This is a genomic window from Enterococcus pingfangensis (assembly GCF_005405205.1).
Lineage (GTDB): Bacteria > Bacillota > Bacilli > Lactobacillales > Enterococcaceae > Enterococcus_A > Enterococcus_A pingfangensis.
Genome location: NZ_BJDP01000007.1, coordinates 83,392 through 108,580 on the forward strand (window position 1 = coordinate 83,392; position 25,189 = coordinate 108,580).

Genomic DNA, 25,189 nt, shown 5'->3' on the forward strand with positions numbered 1-25,189 from the left:
TTCCTAACCTGTTATTAACGTCATAATTTTGTTGGCGAATCCTCGATCTAAAACCCCGATAACTTTTCGAGGTTTTCCGATTGCGCCTAAAATCTCTCCTTGAGTAAATTCGATAAAACATGCCGTTTGGTAATACTTACTTTTATCTAATAATTTTTTTTGAGTGTTGTCACTCGCATCAGTAGTGACGATTACAAGCTTCACTTTATTTTTGCGAATCTCATTGATCGTCATTTCTTCCCCTGTGATCAGTTTGCCTGCACGCATTGCAAGGCCTAACATGTTCAAGGCCTTCTGTTTATTCATTGCCGAAGAGCTCTTTTCTGGCTTTTTGGTGCTTCACATAATCAAGTAGTTCTTGATAAAATTCATCGCTCAAATCCGTTCCCAGTGTCCGGTCTAAGACACGCTTTTTCCACGCCTCTTCAACTTCAGCCGGCTCCAATGCAACATAGGCGCCGCGGCCTGGTTTTTTACCTGAAGGATCAATCGAAACATCGCCTTCTTTTGATTTGGCAATGCGAATCAAATCTTTTTTAGGGAACATTTCACCGGAAACAACCGATTTACGCAAAGGAACTTTTCTCTTCTTCATTTGCTGTCCTCCCATTAGTTTATTCTTCCGTTTGATCAGAAGTGCTGTTATCTTCGGTCAAATCCGGAGTTACTTCTTCTACTTCTTCAGTTGCAACGGGTTCAATTTCTTCAACTTCTGATTCTTCATAGTTTGCGTAAAATTCTTCCATGTCAGATTCAGATTTGATATCGATTTTGTGTGCTGTTAATTTAGCAGCAAGCCGCGCATTTTGTCCGCGTTTTCCGATTGCTAGTGATAGTTGATAATCTGGAACTACAACCGTACAAACTTTCGGATTGTTGATATCAAAGATTACATCTTCAACTTGAGCTGGATTCAACGAGTTTGCAATAAATACTGCAGGATCTTCATTCCACTCAACGATATCCATATTTTCGCCTTTTAATTCATTGACGATTGCTTGGACCCGTTGGCCTTTAGGACCTACACAAGTTCCCACTGGATCGATGTTTGGATCCGTTGAACGAACCGCTACTTTTGCGCGATCTCCAGCTTCACGAGCAATGCTGACGATTTCCACAATGCCGTCATAGACTTCAGGAATTTCTTGTTCAAATAAGCGGCGCAATAAATCTGGATGACTGCGGCTTACAAAAACTTGTGGTCCTTTTGAAGTATTTTCTACCCGAGAAACATAGACTTTGATCCGATCATGCGGTTTGTAATGTTCATTGGGTATTTGATCTTGTTTTGAAAGAACCGCTTCGATCTTCCCTAAATTAACATAGATATAACGATTGTCTTGGCGTTCTACTACACCTTGCATAATATCATTTTCGTAGGCGCTGTATTCGTTATAGATAATGCTGCGTTCAGCTTCGCGTACACGTTGTAAAATAACTTGCTTCGCTGTTTGAGCAGCAATTCTACCAAAATCCTTTGGTGTCACTTCAAAACGGATCGTATCGCCGATTTCATAGGCAGGATTGATTGCCATCGCATCTTTCAACGAAACTTCTAATTGTGAGTCCATAACTTCTTCTGTTACTTCCTTCACCGCATAGACATGGATGTCGCCTTTTTTCTCGTTGAATTCAACTTCAACGTTTTGAGATTGACCATAATGACGTTTGTAGGCAGAAACTAACGCCGCCTCCAACGCTTCGATCACGATTTCTTTCGAAACACCTTTTTCTGCTTCTAGAGTATCCAAAGCATTTAGCATTTCTTTACTCATCTTAACTTTCCTCCTAGTTCATATTAACGAATCTATTTTTCAAAGAAAAATAGGTTTGATTGCTAATTAAAATTCGATCGCAAAGCGGGCTTTCGCGATATTCTTACGCTCAAAGATCATCTCTTTAGTGCGTGTTTTGATTTTCACTGTCAATGTCAAGTTCTCATCAGTAAATTCTTTCAAGAAGCCCTGATATTGTTTTTCACCATCAATATTTTGATAAAGCGAAATATTGATATATTGTCCAATTGCTTTGTGGTAATCTTCTTCTTTTTTCAATGGACGTTCGGCCCCTGGTGAAGAAACCTCAAGGAAATATTCTTGCGGGATTGGATCTGGATCAACTAAATCCAGCTTCTCGCTAAGTTTTTCACTGACAAAGGCGCATTCCTCAATATCGATACCGCCTTCTTTATCGATAAATACTCTTAAAAACCAACTTTTTCCTTCTTTGACGAATTCCACTTCGACTAACTCAAAATTCTGCTCATCCAAAATGGGAGTTACTAAGTCAGTCACTGTTTCGACTACACTGCTCAAACTGCCAGCCTCCTTTAATCCATTAAAAAGAGTGAGCGAAAAATCCGCTCACTCACCATCAATCTATGATTACTTTGTTATACTAGCACAATTTCATTGAAAATTCAACCTCAGCATTTTCATGATGAGAGTTTCTTTCATTTTAACCCAGAATTTATCCTTTTCTTTACATATCAAAAAGTGAAAGCTGGTTTTCATCCGGCAGATCTTTCAAGACGCCATGTGTGTCCATGTACTCAATCAATGTCTTCGAAACTTTACCGCGGGAAGCTAAATCTTCTTTCGATAAGAAAATCCCGTCTTTACGTGCTTCCACGATTTGGTTGGCAACGTTTAGACCCAGTCCAGGTACTGCACGAAATGGTGCAATCAGCGTGTCACCATCGATCACAAAATCATGGGCATCGGATTTATACAGATCGATCATTCCAAAATGGAAATCACGTTCCAGCATTTCATTACACAATTCCAAGACGGTCAACTGATTTTTTTCTTTCGTCGAAGCGTCCATCCCTTTATCTGTGATAGCTTTCATTGCTGCTTTTACCGCGTCTTTGCCTTTGGCCATCGCCACTAAATCGAAATCATCCGCACGCACTGAAAAGTAGGCACAATAATAAAGAATTGGGAAATAAACTTTAAAATAAGCAACCCGCAATGCCATCAGCACATACGCTGCCGCATGGGCTTTAGGGAACATATATTTGATCTTCGAACATGAATCGATGTACCAATCAGGCACATTGTTTTCTTTCATCGCCGTTAAATAGGTTTCACGTAATTCAGCATCAATTTTATTCCATTGACCTTTACGAACAGTCTCCATAATTTTGAAGGCCATTCCGCTGTCAAGACCTGCATGGATCAAATAGACCATGATGTCATCCCGACAACCAATTACTTGTGCTAAGTTTGCTTCGCCGCGGCTGATCAATTCTTCCGCGTTGCCCAGCCATACATCCGTTCCGTGAGACAAACCAGAAATTTGCAACAATTCAGCAAACGTCGTTGGCCCAGTTTCTTCCAACATCCCGCGAACAAATCGCGTCCCAAATTCAGGAATTCCTAATGTTCCCGTTTTAGAATAGATTTGATCAGGCTCAACTCCTAAAATTTGCGGACCTGAAAAGATTTTCATCACTTCTGGATCATCTGTTGGGATTGTTTTAGGATCGATTCCTGACAATTCTTGCAGCATCCGAATCACAGTTGGATCATCGTGTCCTAATATATCAAGTTTCAATACATTGTCATGGATTGAGTGGAAATCAAAGTGTGTTGTTTTCCATTCCGAATTGCGGTCATCCGCTGGAAACTGAATCGGCGTAAAATCATAAACATCCATATAATCCGGGATAACGATGATCCCCCCTGGATGTTGCCCAGTCGTCCGTTTGACACCAGTCGCGCCTTTTGCTAAACGGTCTACTTCGGCATTGCGAAAATGTAAATTATGATCGCGCTCATAGCCTTTAACAAATCCATACGCCGTTTTATCAGCAACCGTACCGATCGTTCCGGCACGATAAACATATTCTTCACCAAATAATACTTTCGTATAGTTATGAGCTTCAGATTGATAATCACCTGAGAAGTTTAAATCGATATCGGGAACTTTATCTCCGTGGAAACCTAAGAATGTTTCAAACGGAATGTCGTGTCCATCTTTATACAGCCGTGCATCACATTTAGGACAATTTTTTTCCGGCATATCAAAACCAGAACCGTAAGAACCATCTTCAAAAAACTCTGAATACTGGCACTCAGGACAGTAATAATGCGGCGGCAGTGGATTTACTTCGGTGATCCCGGTCATCGTTGCGACAAAACTTGAACCAACCGATCCACGCGAGCCAACTAAATAGCCATCCGCATTACTTTTGTGGACTAATTTTTGGGCGATCAAATAGATCACAGAGAACCCATTGCCGATAATTGAGGTTAGTTCTTTTTCTAACCGTTTTTCAATAATATCTGGCAGCTGATCTCCGTATAATTCCCGCGCGCGATCATAACTTAGTTTTTTGATTTCTTCTTCTGAACCAGGAATTTTAGGCGTGTAAAGAGCATCTTTAACTGGGATAATCTCTTCACAGCTGTCAACAATCGTATTTGGTCCGTCGACAACGATTTCTTTTGCTAACTCAGGACCTAAAAAGCTGAAGGCTTGCAGCATTTCATCCGTTGTTCGGAAATGAACATCCGGCAAACTGTGACGATTTAACGGATTGGCACCGCCCATCGAACTGATCAAAATTTTCCGATAGATTGCTTCTTCTTTATTCAAATAATGTACGTCGCCCGTTGCGACAACGGTCTTGTTCAATTCTTTTCCGATCTGAATCAAGTTTCGCAAAATATCTTCTAAGTCTGCTTCACTTTTCACCAACTCTTGTTCAATCAGTGGCGCGTAAACAGCTTTTGGCATTACTTCAATATAGTCATAGAAAGCCGCCCGATTTTTTGCTTCTTCCACACCTTTTTGCATCATCGCTTCAAAGATCTCGCCTTGTGAGCAAGCAGAGCCTATTAAAAGATTCTCCCGCATTTTGCTTAATTGCGAACGAGGGATTCGCGGCACCCGTTCAAAATATTCCACATTGGACATTGAGATCAGTTTGAATAGATCTTTTAAGCCGTCTTGGTTTTTCGCCAAAATCGTTGCATGGAATGGTCGTGCCCGTTTGTAAGAATCCCCTTCGCCTACGTGATCATTCAGCTGATCATGATAATTCATATCATGTTTTTCGATTGCTTCTTTTACAAAGATCCACGCCAAGTGACCGGTAGCTTCCGCGTCATAAACCGCTCGGTGATGTTGTTCCAAATTGACCCCGAATTTTTTAGTCAAAACGCCTAAACCAAAACGTTTAAATTCAGGATATAAAAACCGCGCCATTTCCAAAGTATCAATAACGGGATTCGGCGTTTCAGCCATATTGTGTCGAACGTAAGTAGTGTTGATAAACCCGATATCAAACGTCGCGTTGTGGGCAACGAGGATCGCGCCTTCACAAAATTGTTCAAACAACTCCATGACTTCTTTTTCTGGTTTGGATCCGCGAACCATTTCGTCCGTGATTCCTGTCAAATTGATCGTCGTCTCTGACAGTGGATGTCCAGGATCGATAAATTCTTCGAATGTCTCGACTACGTTTCCTTTGTGCATTTTAACCGCAGCCAATTCAATGATCGTATCGTAAACCGCTGACAAGCCGGTAGTTTCCACGTCAAATACTACATAAGTAGCATCAGTCAATGATTGATGTGCGTCGTTATAGGCAATTGGCACACCATCAGAAACAACATTCGCTTCAACGCCGTACAAAATTTTCACGCCGGCTTTTTTTCCTGCCGCATGCGCTTCTGGAAAAGATTGCGCACCGCCATGGTCTGTAATCGCAATGGCTTTATGTCCCCATTTTCCAGCTTGAGCAACCAATTCACTTGCACTGTTGATCGCATCCATCGTGCTCATATTAGTATGCAAATGTAATTCTGAACGTTTCTCAGTTGCGGTATCTTGACGTTGCGGATGTTTAATTTCTTGAATATCTTGCGCATTCATAACTAGATCGCGCATGAATGTGTCTTCTTGGACACTTCCTCGCACACGAATCCAGCTATTATTCGCAATCGCATCAAAAATCGCTTCATCTTTTTCCCCATTAGAGAATTTTTTTACTACAAACGATGACGTATAATCCGTCATTTTTAAGATCAAGATCTTCCGTTTTGAGCGCAGTTCCCGGACTTCCTTATCAAAAATAAAACCTTCAATAGTGATCCGACGTTCTTCTTCGATGATATTTCCCATCGGTGTAATGGACTCGTCTGCCGGGATATTCCGTCCCATTTGGATGGGGCCATCAAATTGAGCGGCACTTTCTTTCTTCTCTTTTTTCTTTGATTCGTATTGTGCCAAACTAGCAGCCGCTTGTTCTTGCATTACTTGTGCTTGCTCTTTTTTTCGAACTTCAAATTCTTGTAATTTCTTGTCTGCTTGTTCTTTGTCTACTTCCGGATCGATCCGCAAATGCGGAAACCCGTACGAAACTAAGTTTTCTTCGATCAGCGGTAAATATTGCTGTTTCAAAAATGGGATGACTGTCTCATTGTCGATCAGCAAAACAATCCGCTTTTCTTGGATCAGCGGCAATGTTTGACTTAAAACTTGCTTGACAAGCGGGGTATCGCAATCTTGCTCGCTCAGCGCCAGTTGCCAATAATTTTGTAAGAGCGCTTCTTCGAAATGATCGTCTGCTGGTACAATATGTAATTTTACTTTTGCGATCGATTGAAAAGCCAATTGTAATTTTTGATGAAAAGTATAAAACAATTTGGCTGGCCAAATTTGCGGTGTTTGAATAAAAAATTCCCACATACGAGATTTCTCATGAACAACAACTTCTTGGATTACTGATGCTTGGATTTCTGCAAGTTGCTGCTCAGCCTCAGCCAATTCAATTTGTCGTAATAAATTTTCGAACAGTTCACGATTTTTAGACAAAATGACATCTCCTTCACTTTTTCAAGTATGTTCCAGTATACCTGTTTTTATTTATGATTGCATTAGAAAAAGGATCGAAAAAATTTCGATCCTTTCATTTAAAAGAAGAAACGTTGGATATCGTTCCAAGTCACTAAAATCATCAAAAGCATGATAAAACCAAAGCCGATCATCGTGATCAACCCTTCTTTATCTGGATCAAGCGGTTTCCCGCGTAGTCCTTCGATCAGATTCAATAAAATCTTGCCGCCGTCAAATGCCGGAACGGGTAATAGATTGACGATTCCTAAGTTGACTGATAACAGCGCCATCAAATAGATCACGTTTTTGAAACCGGCACGTGAAGCTTCCGCAGACATTTGATACATCATCACTGGACCGCCGAGTTTATCCAAACTAAACCCACTGAATAGTGATCCTAGAGCACTGAAAATATTTTTAGTCAGTTCCCATGACTGGGTCAGTCCACCAGCGACTTTGTCTAGAAAACCAGTTTTAAGATACGGCGTCACTCCTATTTGACCAACTTTTTGACCATTGCTCTCTACACTTTTCGGTGTTAGTTGGACCGTTTTTTGTTTGCCATTTTGTTCGATCGCAACACTCAGCTTTTCTCCTGGTTTTTTCGTGACCGTACTTGTCAGATCATCCCACGAAGAAATTTTTTCTCCATCAATAGCGACGATTGTGTCATGGTCTTTCAAGCCAGCAGCGGCCGCTGGACTGCCAGCTTGGACCGTACCGATCTGATTTGTCTGAAAATCGGCCACACCGCCTTGCAAGAATGCTAAAGCGATGAACAATACGATTGTCAAAATAAAATTATTCATCGGTCCCGCAAAATTAGTCAAGATCCGCGCGCCTAGTTTCGCTGATTGAAATTGGACATCTCGCGGCGCAATCCTGACTTCGGTCCCGCTTTCTTCAATAACTGTTGCATCATGCTGAACTTTATAGATCGTTTCTTGGCTCTCATCCCCGTTTACATACCCTTTGATCGTCAAATCATCCACTAAATCTGCTGAGATCAATTCCATTGGAATACTATTGGGCAATTGGACTTTTTTGCTGACGTTGATTCGACGTACTTCATTTTCAGCAGTCAGCTCAACCGACAGCGGCATTCCTGGACTCAGTTCAGTCTCTTCGTCTTCTAAACCGGCCATTCGAACATACCCACCGATCGGCAGTAAACGTAATGTATAAGTGGTGCCGTCTTTGCCCATATGAGCGATTAGTTTTGGTCCCATGCCGATTGAAAATTCTCGAACCAAAATCCCTGAGCGTTTCGCAAAGAAAAAATGACCAAATTCATGAACGATCACAAGGACGCCAAAAACGATTAAAAATGTAATAATCGTACGCATAATTTTCCTACCTTCACTAATTTATTAGAGTTAGTTTATCACAGACTTAAAAAAATACAGCTCTTTTCAGAAAAAATTTAAAAAAAGAGCGTTGCCGCTCTTTAAAATACTCCTAATAGATGCATCATTGGAAAAACAAACAACATACTGTCGAAACGATCTAAAATACCGCCGTGTCCAGGTAAAATCTTACCTGAATCTTTTACCCCGTAATGACGTTTGATCGCAGATTCTACTAAATCACCAAATTGTCCAACGATTGAAAAAATAATCGTAAAGATGATCATCGTCACTAGATTGTGTTGGAAAATTTGTGGTTGAATCAAAATAAAGATAACTGCTATTACGACTGCACTGGTGACTCCGCCTAATGCGCCTTCAATCGTTTTATTAGGTGAAATATCTGGCCATAATTTATGTTTGCCGATCTGTCTGCCTACCATGTATGCCCCGATATCCGTTGCCCAAACAACAAAGAAAGCAAACAACAAAATAGCTAAACTATCTGCTCGTGCGGTAACCAAATTTTGAAAACCCATGCCGACATATAAACTCGTAACGACTGGAAAACCCGCTTCATCAATCGTATAAGCATTTTTCGACACAACTGAAATACCTAAAATGATCATTACTGTTAAATAAAACAATAGAAAATTACCGTCGTGTTCATTTAAAAACGGCAACCAGCGTTCCGCCGGCAAGACGAGAAAGACCGCACCTAATATTGAAAGTACTCCTTCAGCACTTAAAATTGCAAGGCCTCGCATCCGGAATAATTCGTACACACCCACGCCTGCTAATACTGCTGCTGCTATTTCTACGGCGATCCCGCCGATATACAGAATCGGAATAAAGATCACTAAAGCGACAACCGCAGTGATTACTCGCTGTCTCATTTTTTCTCCCCCTTGTCCAAGCCTCCAAAGCGCCGATTTCTTTGTTGAAAAGCAGCGATTGCGGCTTTTAAATGATCCCCATCAAAATCCGGCCATAAAGCTTTCGTAAAATATAATTCGCTATAAGCTAATTGCCATAGCAAGAAATTACTGATTCGTTCTTCCCCACTTGTTCGCACGACTAGTTCCGGATCACGCAGCTCTTGCGGTAAAAAGCCCGTCATTAAATGATCACCGACTACATCGTCATTGATTGCCTTAACGTCAAGTTCTTCATCTTTAACTTCTTGAGCCATTTGCTGGATCGCTGTAACGATCTCAGCCCGGCTGCCATAGTTCAACGCAAAATTCAAAACAAGCCCGTCATTTTGCGCGGTTTGTTCGATCGCACGTTTGACAGCATCTTGCGTGTGGGCTGGCAGATATTCCTCATACCCCATCACATGAACTCGAACATTTTCTTCGATCAATTCTGGGACAAACGTATCAAAAAAATCGACTGGCAGCTGCATCAGAAATTTTACTTCTTCTTCAGGCCGCTTCCAATTCTCAGTCGAAAAGGCATACAGTGTCAACACTTTGACGCCTAAACGATTCGCGTGCTTTGTAATTTTTTTGACTGTTTCCATTCCTTCTTTATGACCGGCGATTCTCGGCAGCCGACGGTTTTGCGCCCAGCGTCCATTGCCGTCCATAATGATCGCAATATGCTTTGGCACTGCACCCTCAGGATCGAAAATGAAAGTTGACTCTTCCGGTGTGTATTTTTCTTTTTGTGGAAAAAAACGTAAGACCATGTTTTCCCTCCTACTTTTACATGATACATAGCTACTGTCTTATTCTCCAATTTTTCAGAAAACAAACAAGCACTTAGATTCATCAGCCATTATAGCAATAATCTAAAAGCTTGCCTATGTATATCTATGGGTATTTAGACTTTTTCAAACTTTCGTTGCTGCACTTGCTTGCTTTTGTTTACACCAATCGTATTTCTGACCTTTTCAGCAAACAGCATTTGTTTGCGCTGCAACTCACGTCTCCAATAAAAAAACTGGTATACAATAAATGCATACCAGCCGTAAAATTAAACTTCTAATAATTCTTTTTCTTTTTCAGCAACGATTTGGTCGATTGCTTTGATGTTATCGTCAGTTAACGTTTGAATATCTTTTTCAACACTACGTAGATCATCTTCTGTCAAGTCGCCATTTTTTTGTTGTTTTTTGTAATCATCCATCGCGTCACGGCGGATATTACGAACAGCAATTTTTGCACCTTCAGATTCTTTCTTCACTTCTTTAGCCAATTCTTTACGGCGTTCTTCAGTCAACTGAGGAATCACCAAGCGGATCACATTGCCGTCATTAGCTGGGTTTAGCCCGATATCGCTGGCCATGATTGCTTTTTCAACATCTTTGATCATGTTTTTATCAAATGGTGTCACCATTAAGACACGTGCTTCAGGAATCGTGATCGATGCCATTTGATTGACGGGTGTTGGGACACCATAATAATCGACTGAGATCCGATCAAGCAAACTTGCATTTGCGCGTCCAGCACGAATTTGACCTAATTGACGTTGCAAAGATTCTTGAGCCTTTTTCATTTTATCTTTTGTTTCGTTCATTACTGCATCTGCCATTTTATTTCCCCCTTACTGTCGTTCCGATGTTCTCACCGAGTACAACACGTTTGATATTTCCTGGTTCATTTAAATTAAAGACAACAAGTGGAATATCATTGTCCATACTTAATGAACTTGCTGTCGAATCCATGACTTGCAATCCTTTAGAAATCACATCTAAATGAGTCAATTCTTCAAACTTCACGGCATTTTCATCAAGTTTAGGATCAGCGGAATAAACGCCGTCGACGTTGTTTTTCGCCATTAGGATCACGTCAGCATTTACTTCTGCTGCTCGTAAAGCCGCTGTTGTATCTGTTGAGAAATAAGGATTTCCCGTTCCGCCGGCAAAAATTACGATCCGGCCTTTTTCAAGATGACGTTCTGCTTTACGACGAATATACGGTTCAGCAATTTGACGCATTTCGATTGATGTTTGAACACGGGTTGGCACATCGATATTTTCCAAGGCATCTTGCAATGCTAAAGCGTTCATCACAGTTGCTAACATGCCCATATAATCTGCTTGTGCACGTTCCATTCCCATTTGCGCACCGATTTGTCCGCGCCAAATGTTTCCTCCGCCAACGATGATGGCCATTTCGATCCCTAGATCATGAACCTCTTTGATTTCTTCAACGATCTCTTTGATCACCGGCGGATTGATGCCAAACTTCTCATCGCCCGCTAAAGCCTCACCACTAAGTTTCAATACTACACGTTTATACTTTGGTTCATCCATCTTAATACCTCCACTGTCACTCTATTGATATTTTAGCATACTCTGCCTTTGAAGCCACTCAATTTTGAATTTGCTTAAAAAAAGGGAGCGCACATTGTCCGTGCGTTCCCGACTGTTAAAAAAACAGAATTATTTTTTGATTTGGCTCATAACTTCTTCAACAAAGTTATCTTCGCGTTTTTCGATACCTTCGCCGACTTCGAAACGAACGAAGCTTTCAACTGTCGCACCTTTAGCAGATACATATTTTTCGACAGTCATATCAGGATCTTTAACAAATGGTTGGTCTACCAAAGCGATTTCTGCTTTAAATTTGTTCAAACGGCCAATAACCATTTTTTCAACAATATTTGCTGGTTTGCCTTCATTTAATGCTTGTTCAGTTAGAACTGTTTTTTCATGTTCTAATTCTGAGTCTGGAATTTGGCTTTCGTCAACGTAACGAGGGTTGATAGCTGCAACGTGCATTGCAACGTCTTTAGCAACTGTTTCGTCAGTTGTACCGTTCAATAGAGCTAAAACAGCAATGCGTCCGCCCATGTGCAAGTAGCCGCCAAATGCTGCATTGTCATCTTTTTCAACAACTTTAAAACGACGGAAATTGATTTTTTCACCAATAACTTGAGTTGCTTCGATCAATGCTGCGTCTAAAGTTTCACCTTTAGCATTTGTTAATTTCATCGCTGCATCCATGTCGGCTGGTTTGTGCTCAGCAACTAACTCTGCGATTTCTTTAACTAAGTTTTGGAACATTTCATTTTTAGAAACGAAGTCTGTTTCAGAGTTGACTTCTACGATTGCAGCAGTATTTCCATGGATTGCAACTGAAGCTAAGCCTTCAGCGGCGATGCGGTCATTTTTCTTAGCTGCTTTAGCCATACCTTTTTCACGTAAAAGATCGACAGCTTTTTCAATATCGCCTTCTACTTCTACTAATGCTCGTTTTGCATCCATCATCCCTACGCCAGTCATGTCGCGTAGTTCTTTTACCATTTTAGCTGTTACGTCTGCCATTTTAAAAAGGCCTCCTTAATTTTTCTAAAAAAGCTGCTTCAAAGGAAAATATTTACTTTGAAGCAGCATATGCTACTAAATTATTCAGCTGATTCAGTAGAAGCGTTGTCGCCTTCCACTACATCAACGATTTCTTCGATTGAAGTTGCTTGTCCACCATCTTCACTTACGAAGTCTTCTTCAGCTACTTGGTCTTCTCCTTGATTGCCTTCGATGAAAGCATCAGCCATTTTAGCAGTGATCAATTTCACAGCGCGGATAGCGTCATCGTTTGAAGGGATAACTACGTCGATTTCATCTGGATCGCAGTTTGTATCAACCATAGCTACGATTGGAATGTTTAATTTTTGAGCTTCTTGAACAGCGATACGTTCTTTACGAGGATCAACGATATACATAACATCAGGGATGCGAGGCATATCAGCGATACCGCCTAAGAATTTTTCTAAACGTTCACGTTCTTTATTTAAACCAACAACTTCTTTTTTAGGCAATACTTCGAAAGTACCGTCTTGTTCCATAGCGTTGATTTGTTTCAAACGAGCGATACGTTTTTGGATTGTATCCCAGTTTGTTAAAGTTCCGCCTAACCAACGGTGGTTTACATAGTATTGACCAGCGCGGATTGCTTCTTCTTTGATTGCTTCTTGAGCTTGTTTTTTAGTACCTACGAACAATGCAACGCCGCCGTCTTCAGCAACCTCTTTCATGTAATCGTAAGCAACGTCTACTAATTTGACTGTTTTTTGCAAGTCAATGATGTAGATTCCGTTTCTTTCTGTGAAGATATATTTCTTCATTTTTGGGTTCCAGCGACGAGTTTGGTGACCAAAGTGTACGCCGGCTTCTAGTAATTGTTTCATAGACAATACTGACATTTGTGTTTCCTCCAATTGGTTTTTGTTTTCCTCTTTTGCTCTCTTTTTTGTAAAGAACTGACGATGCAGCACCGCTTTACAAATCAAGTCAAAATGTGGATTTTAGTTGCGTAGTCGCCTACACACAATTAGTAATTATACAAGAGTCTTTTTAATAAATCAATCTTTTTTTCTCAGCTGAAACGTAGATTAATATTTATGTAGGAATACTGCTCAAAAAAACTTTTTCTGCTATACTGAGTGCATAATTATTATTTAATCTGTTGGTTTTACGATTTAAGACGGCCAGATCGTAACAACTGCCGATTTCAATGATTGGCAAACAAACGGCTGACGCTTGGTTATTAAGAATTGCCGCTTGTTCTTTGAACGACGTCTCTAGATCGTCGACTCAACGTTTCTAATAAAAAAATGTATTATCAGGAATAAGGAGATTTTTATGCGAAAAAAAGACCGCCATGAATTAATCAAACAAATTATTTCGGAAAATCCGATTCGTAATCAAAATGAATTGATGGATTACTTGCAGCAACACCAAGTCTTAGCAACGCAAGCAACGATTTCAAGAGATATTCGCGACTTGAAGATCGTAAAAACGATTGATGAATCTGGTAAGCCGCGCTTTGAATTGTTCCAAGAACATCAAACGCCAACTGAAGATGACGACATCAAACGCTTGATCCGAATGACCAGTGATGTGATTGTCAAAGTTGCTACTGTCCAATTTATGACCATCGTCAGCACTTTGCCGGATAACGCACATTTATTAGCTTCAGTCTTAGATGATCTTTCCAGCGAGTTAATCGTAGCGACAATGGCAAGTTTTGATACGATCATCATCATTTCAAATACACCTGAAGATGCGGCGAAAGTTGCGAGTTTTTTACAAAATCCTGAACAAGGGACTATTTTTACCCAAGCTTGATTCTATCTTTTCAATTCATTAAATATTCAAACAAAAAAGGAGACTTGGCTAGCCAAGTTTCCTTTTTGCTTTATTTTACCAGCCCTTGATTGATATTCGGACTGTTTTACAAATTACATTTTGTTTGGTGCATGGACTCCTAACAGACGCAGATCTTCTTTCAAGATGACTGTCACTGCATGGACTAGTGCAAGACGCGCATCTTTTTGCTCATCCTCAACGAGTACTTTCGTGTGGGCATAATATTTGTTGAAGGCTTGCGCCACTCTAATAGAATGCTTGGCGATCACTGATGGTTCATATTGATCGGCCGCTTGCATCACGACTTCTGGATAGCTTTGTAATAATTTGATGATTTCCCAGCTGTCCGAATCATTTAAGGCATAGATTGCTTTAGGATCAACTGTAAAGTTGGCTTTTTCTAAAATTGACATCGCACGAGCATGGGTATATTGCACGTAAGGGCCAGTCTCTCCTTCAAAACGGACAACTTCTTCTAAATTGAAGTCAAAGTTATTCAGGCGATCATTTTTCAGATCATGGAAGATGACTGCACCGACACCAACTTGATGGGCTACTTCTTCTTTATTCGGCAGATCAGGATTTTTTTCTTGAATTTGTTTGAAGGCTAAGTCTTTGGCTTCGTTCAATACTTCTTCTAATAAAACGATTTTTCCTTTACGCGTCGACAACTTTTTGCCGTCTTTTGTGATCAAACCAAAAGGAACATGGACCATTTCATCGGACCAATCAAATGACATTTCTTTCAAAACAGCTTTTAGTTGTTTAAAGTGGCCGCTCTGCTCATTTCCAACGACATATAAGGATTTAACAAAATTATATTCACGTTTGCGATAAAGTGCAGCAGATAAATCACGCGTAATGTATAAAGTTGCTCCGTCAGATTTTTTGATCAACGCAGGATTCAAGTCATATTTTTCAAGGTCGACGATTTCTGCACCTTCACTTGTTTGTAACAGATGTTTCTCTTCTAACATTGTAACGACTTCATCCATTTTATCGTTATAAAAGGCTTCGCCGTTGTATGAATCAAACTCAACTTCCAGCATACTGTAGATTTTATTGAATTCTTTCAACGATTCGCTGCGGAACCACTTCCATAATTCCAATGCTTCTTCGTCATCTTCTTCTAAACGTTTGAACCAAGCCCGTGCTTCATCATTTAATTCAGGCTCTGTTTCAGCTTTTTCATGGAATTCAACATATAGGCGCAATAATTCATTGATGGGTTCTGCTTTAACTTTTTCTTCTGAGCCCCATTTTTTATAAGCGACGATTAGCTTACCAAATTGTGTGCCCCAGTCACCTAAATGATTGATCTTGATTGGGTTGTAGCCGATTTTACTTAGAATCAAACTGATAGAATTACCGATTACTGTTGAACGTAAATGTCCCATAGAAATTGGTTTAGCAATGTTAGGTGAAGACATGTCAATCGTGACATTGCCCTCATTGCCGATCATGCTGTCGCCAAAATGTTTGGCTTCTTTGGCGATTTGTTTTAACACCATACTTGAAATAACTTCTTTTTTCATAAAGAAGTTCAAGTACGGACCAACCACTTCAATTTTTTCAAAGGCTTCCGTGTTGATTTTTTCTGCTAATTCCGCAGCAATCTGCTGTGGTGCTTTACGAAAAACTTTGGCAAGTGCAAAAGCAGGAAAAGCGACATCTCCGTGATCTACTGATTTCGGATTTTCTAGCAAACGCGCTACTTCCGGCAGCGTCAGGTTTTCTTTGACTGCTTCAAAAATAGCTTGTGCAACGATTTCTTTATTATTCATCCAAATTTCCTCCTGATTCACATTAATGAAAAAGCGACGGCTAAGATGCTAAGCTTGGCATATAAAAAACGATTTTCTGTGCATTTAAAACTGCACTGATTACGTTTATTATATAAGAATTCGAAAAAAAAGCCCCTGATGTATAACATACATCAGAGACGAGAATTCCCGCGGTACCACTCTTATTGTCGTAAACGACCAACTTAGACTATAACGGTAGCTGCCGTTTCATCTCAAAAGTGCGCCCTCTATTTTTGTTTATCCGGCTCTCACCTGCCCGAACTCGCTGCAAAACAGACCATAGACTTCTCTTTTTCATCAATGAAATAATTATCTGGCATTATACTAACAGAAAATTCTTCATCTGACTAGTCAAGAAAATTTTTTTATGAATGGGGAATAAATAAATTGCCCAATGTCGCCGCCATCACTGCTTTGATCGTGTGCATCCGATTTTCAGCTTGTTGAAATTGCAGGGCATTCTTGCCGCGAAAGACTTCATCGGTCACTTCCAGTTCCGTTAGACCGTAGGTTGCTTGTATCTCTTCTGCGACTTTTGTTTCAAGATCATGAAACGCCGGCAAACAATGTAAGAAAATTGTTTCTTTCTTGTGCGTTTTTTCCATTAATGCTTGATTGACTTGATAGGGCAATAATAGCTCAATCCGCTCTTGATACGCGTTTTCTTCCCCCATCGATACCCAGACATCCGTATAAATAATATCGGCTTGCTCGACGCCTTGGTCAATATCGTCTGTAACTAAAATTTTTGCACCAGTTTCTTCAGAGTATTTTTCAGCCATCGCTATCAAATCATTTGCTGGAAAAAGTTTTTTAGGCGTTACGATCGAAATGTTCACTCCTAAAATAGCACTGGTGACCAAAAGAGAATTGGCCATATTATTTCGACCATCACCAACATACGCCAAAGTCAATCCTGTTAATTTCCCAAAATGCTCCTTGATCGTCAGAAAATCCGCCAACATCTGCGTTGGGTGCCACTGATCGGTCAGCCCATTCCAAACGGGTACCCCAGAATGATCCGCCAACGTTTCGACTGTCGTTTGTGAAAAACCACGGTACTCAATGCCATCGAACATGCTGCCTAAAACTTTGGCAGTATCTTCCACAGATTCTTTTTTTCCTAATTGGATATCATTTTTTCCTAAATATTCAGGATGTGCTCCCAAATCAATTGCCGCAGTTGTAAACGCCGAGCGTGTACGCGTAGATGTTTTCTCAAATAATAATGCAATATTTTTCCCCGCTAAATAATTATGCGAAATATTTTGTTGCTTCAACGCTTTTAAGTGAGCCGCAAAATCAATTAAGTAAAGCAATTCATTTTTAGTGAAATCAATTTCTTTTAAAAAACTTCTCCCTTGGAAAATACTCGTCATACTAACGCCTCCGTATTGAATATTAATTCGTTTATATCTTAAATAATTTATTTTTATTCATGATAACGGAATAATTGAAAAGTATCAACCTCATTTGCGAAATAAAATAAAAAAGCTTCCTCGAAAAATCTCAAGGAAGCCGGCTGATTATTTTTATTTCGCAGTTCCAATCTTTTTGATTGATGCAAAATTTAAATGTGTTGAAAAGCCAAACTTGGAACAGCATTTAAACTCATTCCTGCAAAATGCTGTTTTTGCAATTCTACATGAGCCGCTGCTCCGATCATCGCTGCGTTATCTCCGCATAAGCGTAATGGCGGTACGATCAATTTCATAGCGGGCAGCTCTTGACTAAGCATCCGCGCCATCTCTTCTCTTAATCCGCGATTAGCCGCTACTCCGCCAGCCACGATCAATTGTTTGACCGGATAGGTTTTGCACGCTTTGATTGTCTTTGTAACTAATACTTCAACCACACTCGCTTGAAAACTAGCCGCTAGATTTTTGTGTTCCAGCACCTCTCCCCGTTGTTCAGCGTTATGAGTCAAGTTAATAAATGCGCTCTTCAGACCGCTAAAGCTAAAATCAAAATTATCTTCTTTGATCATGGCACGAGGGAAATCATAGGTATCTTCTCCTTGATGAGCCAATTCATCGATTTCTTTTCCGCTAGGATAGCTAAGTCCTAACACACGGCCGACTTTATCATAGGCTTCACCAGCAGCATCATCACGGGTCTCACCAATGATCTCAAATGAACCATCTTGTTCCATGTAAACCAATTCCGTATGACCGCCGCTAACCAGCAGCGCCATTAAAGGAAATTCCAACGGCTCAACTAAGCGGGCTGCATAGATATGCCCAGCCATGTGATTGATCGGCAATAACGGCAAGTTGTTTGCCCAAGCAAAAGCCTTTGCTGCACTCAAACCGATCAATAATGCTCCGACAAGTCCGGGACCATAGGTTACTGCCACCGCCTGAAGATCTTCCGCTTCGACCGCCGCTTCTGTCAAGGCTTCTTCAATACAGATCGTAATTTGTTCGACATGATGACGGCTAGCTACTTCTGGTACAACTCCGCCAAAACGTTTGTGGCTATTGATTTGTGATGCCACAATATTAGATAAAATCTTTTCGCCGTTTTCAATCACTGCAACACTTGTTTCGTCACAGCTGCTTTCAATCGCCAAAATGAGTTCTGTTTCATTCATCTGCTTTTCCTACTTTCAAAGACATCAGCACTGCATCTTCTTGCGGATGCTGATAATAATTTTTGCGTCTGCCGATTTCTAAAAAACCAAACTTTTCATAAAAAAGACGCGCCGCTTGATTCGAAGCACGGACTTCTAAAAAAATAGTCGCGATTTGCTGTGCTTTCGCGTATTTCAACAAGCGTTCCAACAACTGTGCGCCATAGCCTTGACCTTTTATTTTAGTCGCGATATTTGTGATCTCGATTTCATCACAAACTTGATGAAATCCTAAAAAAGCCGCAGTCTCAGTTTTTTCAACAAAGTAATGACTATGAGCTAGTTTCATATCGCTGGCAAATTGTTCTGCTGTCCATGGTGCCTCATATGTATATGCCGCGCGGCTGATTTCCCAAATCGTTCTGGCTAACTCATCCAACTTATCTCACTTCCAAATGTTTGATCATGTCTAACGCATCTTCATTATCCTCGGTATAATAATTTTTTTGAATATTCCGAGCAGAAAAACCCAATCGTCGATACAGCCGTTGGGCATCTGTGTTGCTGAGCCGGACTTCTAAAGAGAGCGTTGCACAATCGTTCATTATAGCGAAATTTTCTACTTCGTCAATCAACAGCTTCCCCATTCCACGATTTTGAAATGCGGTTCCTACTGCGATATTTGTAATATGGGTATCATTTCCAATCAAACGGCTGCCGATAAATCCAGCGATTTCTGCTTGCTTCGTTACAATACAAATATATAAATGCGGGATCGGTGAATGAATCTCGGAAAGAAAGGCGCTTTTAGTCCAAGGAGTCTCGCCAAAATACACATCCCGTTCGAGTGCAATCAACTCTTTGATGTCTCGATCAATAATTTTTCGCATTAAATGCTCATCGCCTTGCAGTTCTATTAATTTTTCACTAAAAGGCACTTGTTTTCCATATAAGACGGTCTTTACTAGTCCGCTAAATTTTTTCAACATAGTTATCGTCCTCAGATTGATGTGTTTCCAGCCATTTTTCTTCTGCTTCCACTCGTTTTAAATATTCTGGAACCACTCCATGGATATTTTCAATCGGTTTTGCATAAAAGCCTAATTTCCCTAAGATCAAACCATTCGTCAGATTCACTTCATCTGCTTCAGAAATTTCGGCTTCCGGCAGCACTGACAGAATCTGTTCTTTGAATTTAGCCGTTTCTCCAACAAAAATCGCGGGTTGCTTTATTTGCTTTAATAAATCAGGCAACGCGATGTGGCGATCTGCTAAAATATTTACCAGCTGGTTCTCCCAATGATAACCCCCTGCATAAACATTGTTTCGACGTGCGTCCATCAATGGAACGATCAATTTATCTGTTCGAACGTTTCCAGCAATTACTGCCAAACTAGAAACTGTCGTTAACTCGATTTTCAACGTTTCAGCTAATGTTTTAGCCGTTGTTACTGCAATCCGAATCCCCGTATAAGAACCTGGGCCTTTAGCTACAACAATTCGATCCAAATCCGTCGGTTTTAGCCCGCTTGCTTGCATCACTGCTTCGATTGCCGGCATCAAGGACAAACTGTGATTCAATTTTCGATTTAATTGAAAGTGAGCCAGTACATTTTCATCTTCTAAAACCGCCACAGCTAATGTTTGATTGGATGTATCCATCGCTAATAATTTCATAAAAGTTCATTTCCTCGCATTTAAGATAGCCATATTTTAACACAATCCCTATTTGCTTTCCTACTAACCGATGAAAGATTTCCGTTTTCCTAAATTATACAAAAAGAACCGCGCATTAGCGCCGCTCTTTTATCGTGTTCAATCAATTTTGTTTCTATCACTATTTTTTCCTACAAAGTATGAATAAACCGTAAAAAGCCTGATTGTCCTTCAACATCGCGTTTGAAAACACCCGCATCTTCCAGTCCGCGCACAAAAATTTTTCCGACAGCATTTTGGACGATTGAAGTCACATTTTCAACTGTAATTTGGTTGTCCATTTTTAATTGATCGGCCCATTTTTGGTGATGATCAGCCAGCGTATTTTCTTGTCCTAACAAATACTGCTCCACTTCTTTTAGTTCTGTTTCTAAACGTGGCGCTAGTGCTGCTAATCCCATCACATCATTCAAATCCAGAATTCCTTTTTTGATATGTTGGCTATCTGGATGTGGATGAAAGATACCGTCAGGAAATTCTGCTGAGACATTGTTATCCCGTAAAATAAGATCCAATTCAAAATAATCGTCTGTTCGACGAGCAATAGGTGTAATCGTATGATGTTGTGTTCCATCAGCCGCTTGTGCAATGATTCCTAACAGCTCATCAGAATAAATCTGCCAATTTGCTAAAATCTTATTGGCTGCTTCAACCAAATCACTTTGTTTTTTTCCTTGCAAGCGAATCACAGACAGCGGCCACTTTACGATACCGGCGGTGATACTAGGAAAATCTTGTAAAGTAAACGATTGTTCTATTTCAGCTGCTGCTAACGGAAATGCTTGACGCCCGCCTTGATAATGTGCATGAGCAGGCTTCGAACCGCCGACGATTGGCAGATCCGCATCTGAACCCACAAAATAATGCGGAAGAACTTCCACAATCTTCAACAAACGCTGAAAAGTCACTTTAGTTATTTTTAGCGGACGATGTTCTTCTGATGCAATCATGCATTGTTCAGTATACTGAGCATTTGGTTCATATTGAAAGCCCCAGCTTTCTCCATCGAGATTCATTCGAATGATCCGCTGATTGCTTCGTGCTGGATAATTTGTTCGACCTTTATACCCTTCATTTTCCATACAAAGTTCGCATTTAGGATACTCGCCTGTCGCTGCTCGTTCTGCGACAAACGCTTCTTGATCGTTCTCTGTTTTTGAAAAATCGATCAGAACTTCCAACTGACCATATTCAGTTTCAACGGGAAATAAACTATTGCGGGCATTTTCTCGTGTTTTGATATAATTCGTCTCTTTATTTAATTTAAAGAAATAATCCGTTGCTTGGATTGGATCTTTTGAATAATATTGAGCAAAGTAAGCATTCACTACAGATGGCGGCGGCGTCATCAGATCCATCAGTTGCGCTTCCAATATCTCTTTTTCTGTCTGTAAATCGGTGATTACTTGATTTTTTTGAGCTTGACACAAAAGCTGTTCAACTAACGCTATTGCGGGTTCAGTTACAGCTTGAACTTCAGCGTTTACTAATCCTTCTTCTCCAATCATGGCGCTGACCCGATTTTCTAAATATAAGCGATCCATTTCCATCCAACCGCCTGATTGGATAGCCAATGTAATAAAATCTCTTATCATTTGACTGATTGACACGTTGCTTCCTCCTAATCTTCTCCTGTCGCTTTTCATTTAGTAAACAAAGTATAAGTTTTTTACTAAATGAAAGCAAGAATCGCTCGTACGTTAAACTTTTCATTTTTGTACTTTTGCTTCATAATAAGGTATAAGAAACAGTACTAGTTTGTTGCACATATCCGCCAACTGCATATGCTCAGCTTGAGAAAAAGCTTTTTCAGATTGCTTAGCTTTAGCTATCGACTAGTTAATCGAACAGCATTGAATGTTTTTTAGCGGAAAATACATTTCTTATATTTGAGAAAGGAGTGATGACACGATGCGTAAATTTGCTTCAGGATTCGTTACCGGCACTTTAGCAGCAGCGGCCGTAGTTGCCGGCGTAGCAATGGGTGTGAAAAAGAAAATAATCGATCCGATTGAAGAAAGAGATTCCAAAATCGATGAAAATCGTAAAAAAGCCCGCAGAAAAAGAATTGCACGCTAAAAAAGAAAGCCCTAGAGCTTTCTTTTTTTAGTGATAGATTGTTTGAACGATTTGGTTGGCTAAATAAAAAATCCGATCCTCGCTTTTGGGTCGGCGGAGAGGTAGCGTTCAACCAATCAATACCTTCTAGCGGGACACCATAACAATATATGTGCGATAGTATTTCCCCATTTTCAGCTACCAGCTGATGGGTCTTACGATTTACTTGGATGGCACCTGTCGAATGTTTGCTATTATCAAAGGTTACACAATGCGGAGTCAGATAGCCTTTTTCCCGCATTTGGATCAACAAAGGATTTTGCGTATGTTCCAAACTAGTTGCTGCCAAACGTGCTTCAATCAAATTTTTGGCAAAAAAAGAACGTTTTGGATCTTGCTTGCTGTATGCGAAAAATTCTCCATTTTTTCTTTCTATTTGCATATCTGGCGCTAAAAACTCAACTACACCGGCCTTTGCCAAGGCTAATAATTGTTTCTGCCGAATTATCGGTGCGCCAATAGTCAGAAAACTATACGTATGTTTAAATGTCCCAAAGAAATCTTCAACATATTCTTTGGGCGAGAATTTTTCTTGATCCAACATCGCATTCAATGGCGCTTGCAACTCTTTATACGTATCAATAGTACTGGCAACTGCCCCAGTTTGGTTGCCTAGTTCTGCTTCTGCAATATCTTTTTCCAAATATGTCCGAATAAAATCTGGAAATGCTTGCGGAGTGATCGCTTTTGCTGGATCAAGTAATTCCATCCAATCTATGCGGTCATCGATAGAAATTTGGTATTTATGCAAAATAGTTGCTCGATCACCCATTCGATAGTCTCGCAAAAAACTGTTCAGATCGACCTTTTTATCCGCCAATTTCTTTTGGTAAAAAACTAATTCAGCTTCTTTTTTTAATAGATCAAATAATTCTTGCGCATTGCCTTGAAACTGCGCCATAAATGATGGAGTCAAAATTTGTGGTTGCGCAACGTCTCCCAACTTATTTTGGTTGTTCGGACGCGTATGATAAGGCAACCCTCTGCCGGAACCTACAACCAAGGTCTGTTCTTTCCCCGAAGATATATACACCAAATGATTTTTTTCTTCAATGAAGTATCCGCCCCACTTAGCGACAAATAAATAGCGCAAGATAATCAAAAAAACTCAACCCTAACCCGCGAATGATCACCGTACCCGTCGCTGATTTTTCAAGCGGTGTATCTGAAGGATTTCCCGGTCCTTGATAAAAAAGCTCGTAGACTTCCGCATATTCTTGGTTTTTCGCTTCGTCGCCAGTGAGATAATTCTGGGCATGGCCAGTTGCTAAGATCACATCAGTCACTTGATAAACCTTAGTTGTTTGAATGGAAATGATTTCTTTCGCTAAAGTCAAATCGACGACTTGTTCTTTAATAAAGTTGACAGTCACATTTTCTGGTAACTGGCTCACCAGCTGCTCAAAAAACCAATGTTGATAAACACCATAATAACGGCGCTGGCAATAATCATTTTCTGTTAATTTTGTCTCTGATAACAAGGTCTCTCCGTAATCAAAGGCCGCTAGAAATGCTACTGCTTCTGTTTGACTCCATTCAACTAAATTCGGTCCCTCATCTTCTGAAAATAAAGTTACGTGCTGCATCACGGTATTCATGATGACTTGATCACTTTGGTCTTTGCGCCACACATGACCGCCTAAACCAACCGGATCAAACAGTAATAGTTCGATTTTTTCAGTAGCAGGTGCTCGTTTGATTAAGCGATCCAATGCAACCAACCCATAAGGTCCCGCACCAATAATTGCAATTTTTTTCATACACATTCTCCGTCTTTTGATAGATCCTTCTCTTTAAGAGTAGAGAATAATTGCAGAATAAGCAATCAAAAAAAGCTCCTGATGATGATTCATCAGAAACTCGAATGACTTATTATAATACCCAGCGTTCAAACGCTTCTTTTACGCCGTCTTCTAAATTTGTTGCAACAGTGTAGTCAGCAGCAGCCTTGATCATTTCACTAGCATTGCCCATCGCTACCCCGGTACCGGCAAACTCGATCATTGACAGATCATTTTCTGCATCGCCAATCGCCATTACTTCAGCTTGTTGGATTCCCAAATGTTCACTTAATTCTTTTAACGCCAAACCTTTGCTGGCATCAGAATTCAATACTTCAAGGAAAAATGGCGAGCTGCGAACAAGCGTATATCTTTCAAAATATTCTGCAGGGATTTGTTTGAAAGCTTCACTTAAAATTGCTGGATCATCGATCATCATCATTTTAACCGCCGTTACATTTTCCGCGATTTCTTCAGGTGTTCGGTAATGCAACGGCATGTTTACCAAATAAGATTCTACGACTGTATAAGGACTGATGTCGCGATTCGCTGTATACATCGCTTTTTTATCTGTAACGTGCAAATGAACACCTAATAATCTTGCTAAGTGATCAATCTCAAGATAATTCTCGCGAGTCAAACTATGCTCTGCTACGATATCCCAGGTTTTCGTATTTAAAACTAATGCACCATTATAGGTGATGATATAATCGTCTGCTTCTGTCAAACCTAGTACTTCTAATTGAGTTTTCGTACCTGACAATGGACGACCTGTGGAAAGAACCACATAAACTCCCGCTTTGCGCGCGGCTTTGATACATTCAACCACAGGTGCATTGATCTCATGATGATCATTCAATAATGTTCCATCTAAATCAATGGCAACTAATTTTATACTCATAAAT

The 25,189-nt window shown here is 40.2% G+C and carries 23 protein-coding genes; 2 read left to right on the forward strand and 21 right to left on the reverse strand.

The features are described from left to right. Window positions 1–3: 3 nt before the first annotated feature. From FFM63_RS05515 to rpsB, 12 genes are all read right to left on the reverse strand, one after another. Window positions 4–306: a L7Ae/L30e/S12e/Gadd45 family ribosomal protein gene (locus tag FFM63_RS05515; protein WP_171000194.1), complete on the reverse strand. Its 303-nt coding sequence runs from the start codon at window positions 304–306 to the stop codon at window positions 4–6. Then, complete coding sequence (gene rnpM / locus FFM63_RS05520) at window positions 299–595, reverse strand: RNase P modulator RnpM (protein WP_137609325.1); 297 nt, start codon at window positions 593–595, stop codon at window positions 299–301. Before rnpM ends, FFM63_RS05515 begins: the two co-directional genes overlap by 8 nt. A 19-nt stretch (window positions 596–614) precedes the next feature. Next, window positions 615–1,775 carry a transcription termination factor NusA gene (gene nusA / locus FFM63_RS05525; protein WP_137609326.1) on the reverse strand — a complete coding sequence of 387 codons (1,161 nt, stop codon included), beginning with the start codon at window positions 1,773–1,775 and terminating at the stop codon, window positions 615–617. Window positions 1,776–1,841: 66 nt separating this feature from the next. Next, window positions 1,842–2,315, reverse strand: a complete 474-nt coding sequence (gene rimP, locus FFM63_RS05530) for a ribosome maturation factor RimP (protein WP_137609327.1) — start codon at window positions 2,313–2,315, stop codon at window positions 1,842–1,844. A 166-nt stretch (window positions 2,316–2,481) separates the two neighbouring features. Further along, the gene (locus tag FFM63_RS05535; RefSeq protein WP_171000195.1) at window positions 2,482–6,825 is read right to left on the reverse strand and encodes a PolC-type DNA polymerase III; all 4,344 of its coding nucleotides are present in this window, start codon (window positions 6,823–6,825) and stop codon (window positions 2,482–2,484) included. A 98-nt stretch (window positions 6,826–6,923) separates the two neighbouring features. Then, on the reverse strand, window positions 6,924–8,192 hold the full coding sequence (gene rseP, locus FFM63_RS05540) for an RIP metalloprotease RseP (protein WP_137609329.1): 1,269 nt from the start codon (window positions 8,190–8,192) through the stop codon (window positions 6,924–6,926). A gap of 101 nt (window positions 8,193–8,293) precedes the next feature. Next, window positions 8,294–9,088, reverse strand: a complete 795-nt coding sequence (locus FFM63_RS05545) for a phosphatidate cytidylyltransferase (RefSeq protein ID WP_137609330.1) — start codon at window positions 9,086–9,088, stop codon at window positions 8,294–8,296. Next, window positions 9,085–9,885, reverse strand: a complete 801-nt coding sequence (uppS, locus tag FFM63_RS05550; protein WP_137609331.1) for an undecaprenyl pyrophosphate synthase — start codon at window positions 9,883–9,885, stop codon at window positions 9,085–9,087. Before uppS ends, FFM63_RS05545 begins: the two co-directional genes overlap by 4 nt. 287 nt (window positions 9,886–10,172) lie before the next feature. Further along, window positions 10,173–10,730 carry a ribosome recycling factor gene (gene frr, locus FFM63_RS05555; RefSeq protein WP_137609332.1) on the reverse strand — a complete coding sequence of 186 codons (558 nt, stop codon included), beginning with the start codon at window positions 10,728–10,730 and terminating at the stop codon, window positions 10,173–10,175. A gap of 1 nt (window position 10,731) precedes the next feature. Continuing rightward, entirely contained in the window at window positions 10,732–11,454 is a 723-nt protein-coding gene (gene pyrH / locus FFM63_RS05560; RefSeq protein ID WP_137609333.1) for a UMP kinase, read from the reverse strand. A 129-nt stretch (window positions 11,455–11,583) separates the two neighbouring features. Next, window positions 11,584–12,468 (reverse strand): translation elongation factor Ts, encoded by an 885-nt coding sequence (gene tsf, locus FFM63_RS05565; protein ID WP_137609334.1) that lies wholly within the window; start codon window positions 12,466–12,468, stop codon window positions 11,584–11,586. An 80-nt stretch (window positions 12,469–12,548) separates the two neighbouring features. Beyond that, window positions 12,549–13,346 (reverse strand): 30S ribosomal protein S2, encoded by a 798-nt coding sequence (gene rpsB, locus FFM63_RS05570; protein ID WP_137609335.1) that lies wholly within the window; start codon window positions 13,344–13,346, stop codon window positions 12,549–12,551. 439 nt (window positions 13,347–13,785) lie between these two features. Here rpsB and FFM63_RS05575 point away from each other — a divergent pair, with 439 nt between their 5' ends. Further along, complete coding sequence (locus FFM63_RS05575) at window positions 13,786–14,271, forward strand: arginine repressor (RefSeq protein WP_137609336.1); 486 nt, start codon at window positions 13,786–13,788, stop codon at window positions 14,269–14,271. A 113-nt stretch (window positions 14,272–14,384) separates the two neighbouring features. On the opposite strand, the gene argS is transcribed toward FFM63_RS05575, so the two are convergent. The 7 genes from argS to FFM63_RS05610 all read right to left on the reverse strand — a co-directional run bounded on the left by argS (window position 14,385) and on the right by FFM63_RS05610 (window position 21,995). Beyond that, window positions 14,385–16,076 carry an arginine--tRNA ligase gene (gene argS / locus FFM63_RS05580; protein ID WP_137609337.1) on the reverse strand — a complete coding sequence of 564 codons (1,692 nt, stop codon included), beginning with the start codon at window positions 16,074–16,076 and terminating at the stop codon, window positions 14,385–14,387. Between the two features lie 386 nt (window positions 16,077–16,462). Beyond that, window positions 16,463–17,476, reverse strand: coding sequence for an ornithine carbamoyltransferase (argF, locus tag FFM63_RS05585; RefSeq protein ID WP_137609338.1), 1,014 nt, complete (start codon window positions 17,474–17,476; stop codon window positions 16,463–16,465). A 191-nt stretch (window positions 17,477–17,667) separates the two neighbouring features. Next, on the reverse strand, window positions 17,668–18,690 hold the full coding sequence (tsaD, locus tag FFM63_RS05590; RefSeq protein ID WP_137609339.1) for a tRNA (adenosine(37)-N6)-threonylcarbamoyltransferase complex transferase subunit TsaD: 1,023 nt from the start codon (window positions 18,688–18,690) through the stop codon (window positions 17,668–17,670). Continuing rightward, the gene (gene rimI / locus FFM63_RS05595) at window positions 18,683–19,108 is read right to left on the reverse strand and encodes a ribosomal protein S18-alanine N-acetyltransferase (RefSeq protein WP_137609340.1); all 426 of its coding nucleotides are present in this window, start codon (window positions 19,106–19,108) and stop codon (window positions 18,683–18,685) included. Before rimI (FFM63_RS05595) ends, tsaD begins: the two co-directional genes overlap by 8 nt. Before the next feature lies 1 nt (window position 19,109). Further along, window positions 19,110–19,658, reverse strand: coding sequence for a ribosomal protein S18-alanine N-acetyltransferase (rimI, locus tag FFM63_RS05600; RefSeq protein WP_137609341.1), 549 nt, complete (start codon window positions 19,656–19,658; stop codon window positions 19,110–19,112). Beyond that, entirely contained in the window at window positions 19,642–20,346 is a 705-nt protein-coding gene (tsaB, locus tag FFM63_RS05605; RefSeq protein ID WP_137609342.1) for a tRNA (adenosine(37)-N6)-threonylcarbamoyltransferase complex dimerization subunit type 1 TsaB, read from the reverse strand. Before tsaB ends, rimI (FFM63_RS05600) begins: the two co-directional genes overlap by 17 nt. A 170-nt stretch (window positions 20,347–20,516) precedes the next feature. Beyond that, window positions 20,517–21,995, reverse strand: a complete 1,479-nt coding sequence (locus FFM63_RS05610) for a UDP-glucose--hexose-1-phosphate uridylyltransferase (RefSeq protein ID WP_137609343.1) — start codon at window positions 21,993–21,995, stop codon at window positions 20,517–20,519. A gap of 301 nt (window positions 21,996–22,296) precedes the next feature. Here FFM63_RS05610 and FFM63_RS05615 point away from each other — a divergent pair, with 301 nt between their 5' ends. Further along, on the forward strand, window positions 22,297–22,464 hold the full coding sequence (locus FFM63_RS05615; protein ID WP_137609344.1) for a DUF3042 family protein: 168 nt from the start codon (window positions 22,297–22,299) through the stop codon (window positions 22,462–22,464). A gap of 1,109 nt (window positions 22,465–23,573) precedes the next feature. On the opposite strand, the gene FFM63_RS09885 is transcribed toward FFM63_RS05615, so the two are convergent. Continuing rightward, the gene (locus tag FFM63_RS09885) at window positions 23,574–24,263 is read right to left on the reverse strand and encodes an FAD/NAD(P)-binding protein (RefSeq protein WP_246033292.1); all 690 of its coding nucleotides are present in this window, start codon (window positions 24,261–24,263) and stop codon (window positions 23,574–23,576) included. 112 nt (window positions 24,264–24,375) lie between these two features. After that, window positions 24,376–25,185, reverse strand: coding sequence for a sugar-phosphatase (gene yidA / locus FFM63_RS05625; RefSeq protein WP_137609345.1), 810 nt, complete (start codon window positions 25,183–25,185; stop codon window positions 24,376–24,378). Window positions 25,186–25,189 lie beyond the last annotated feature (4 nt).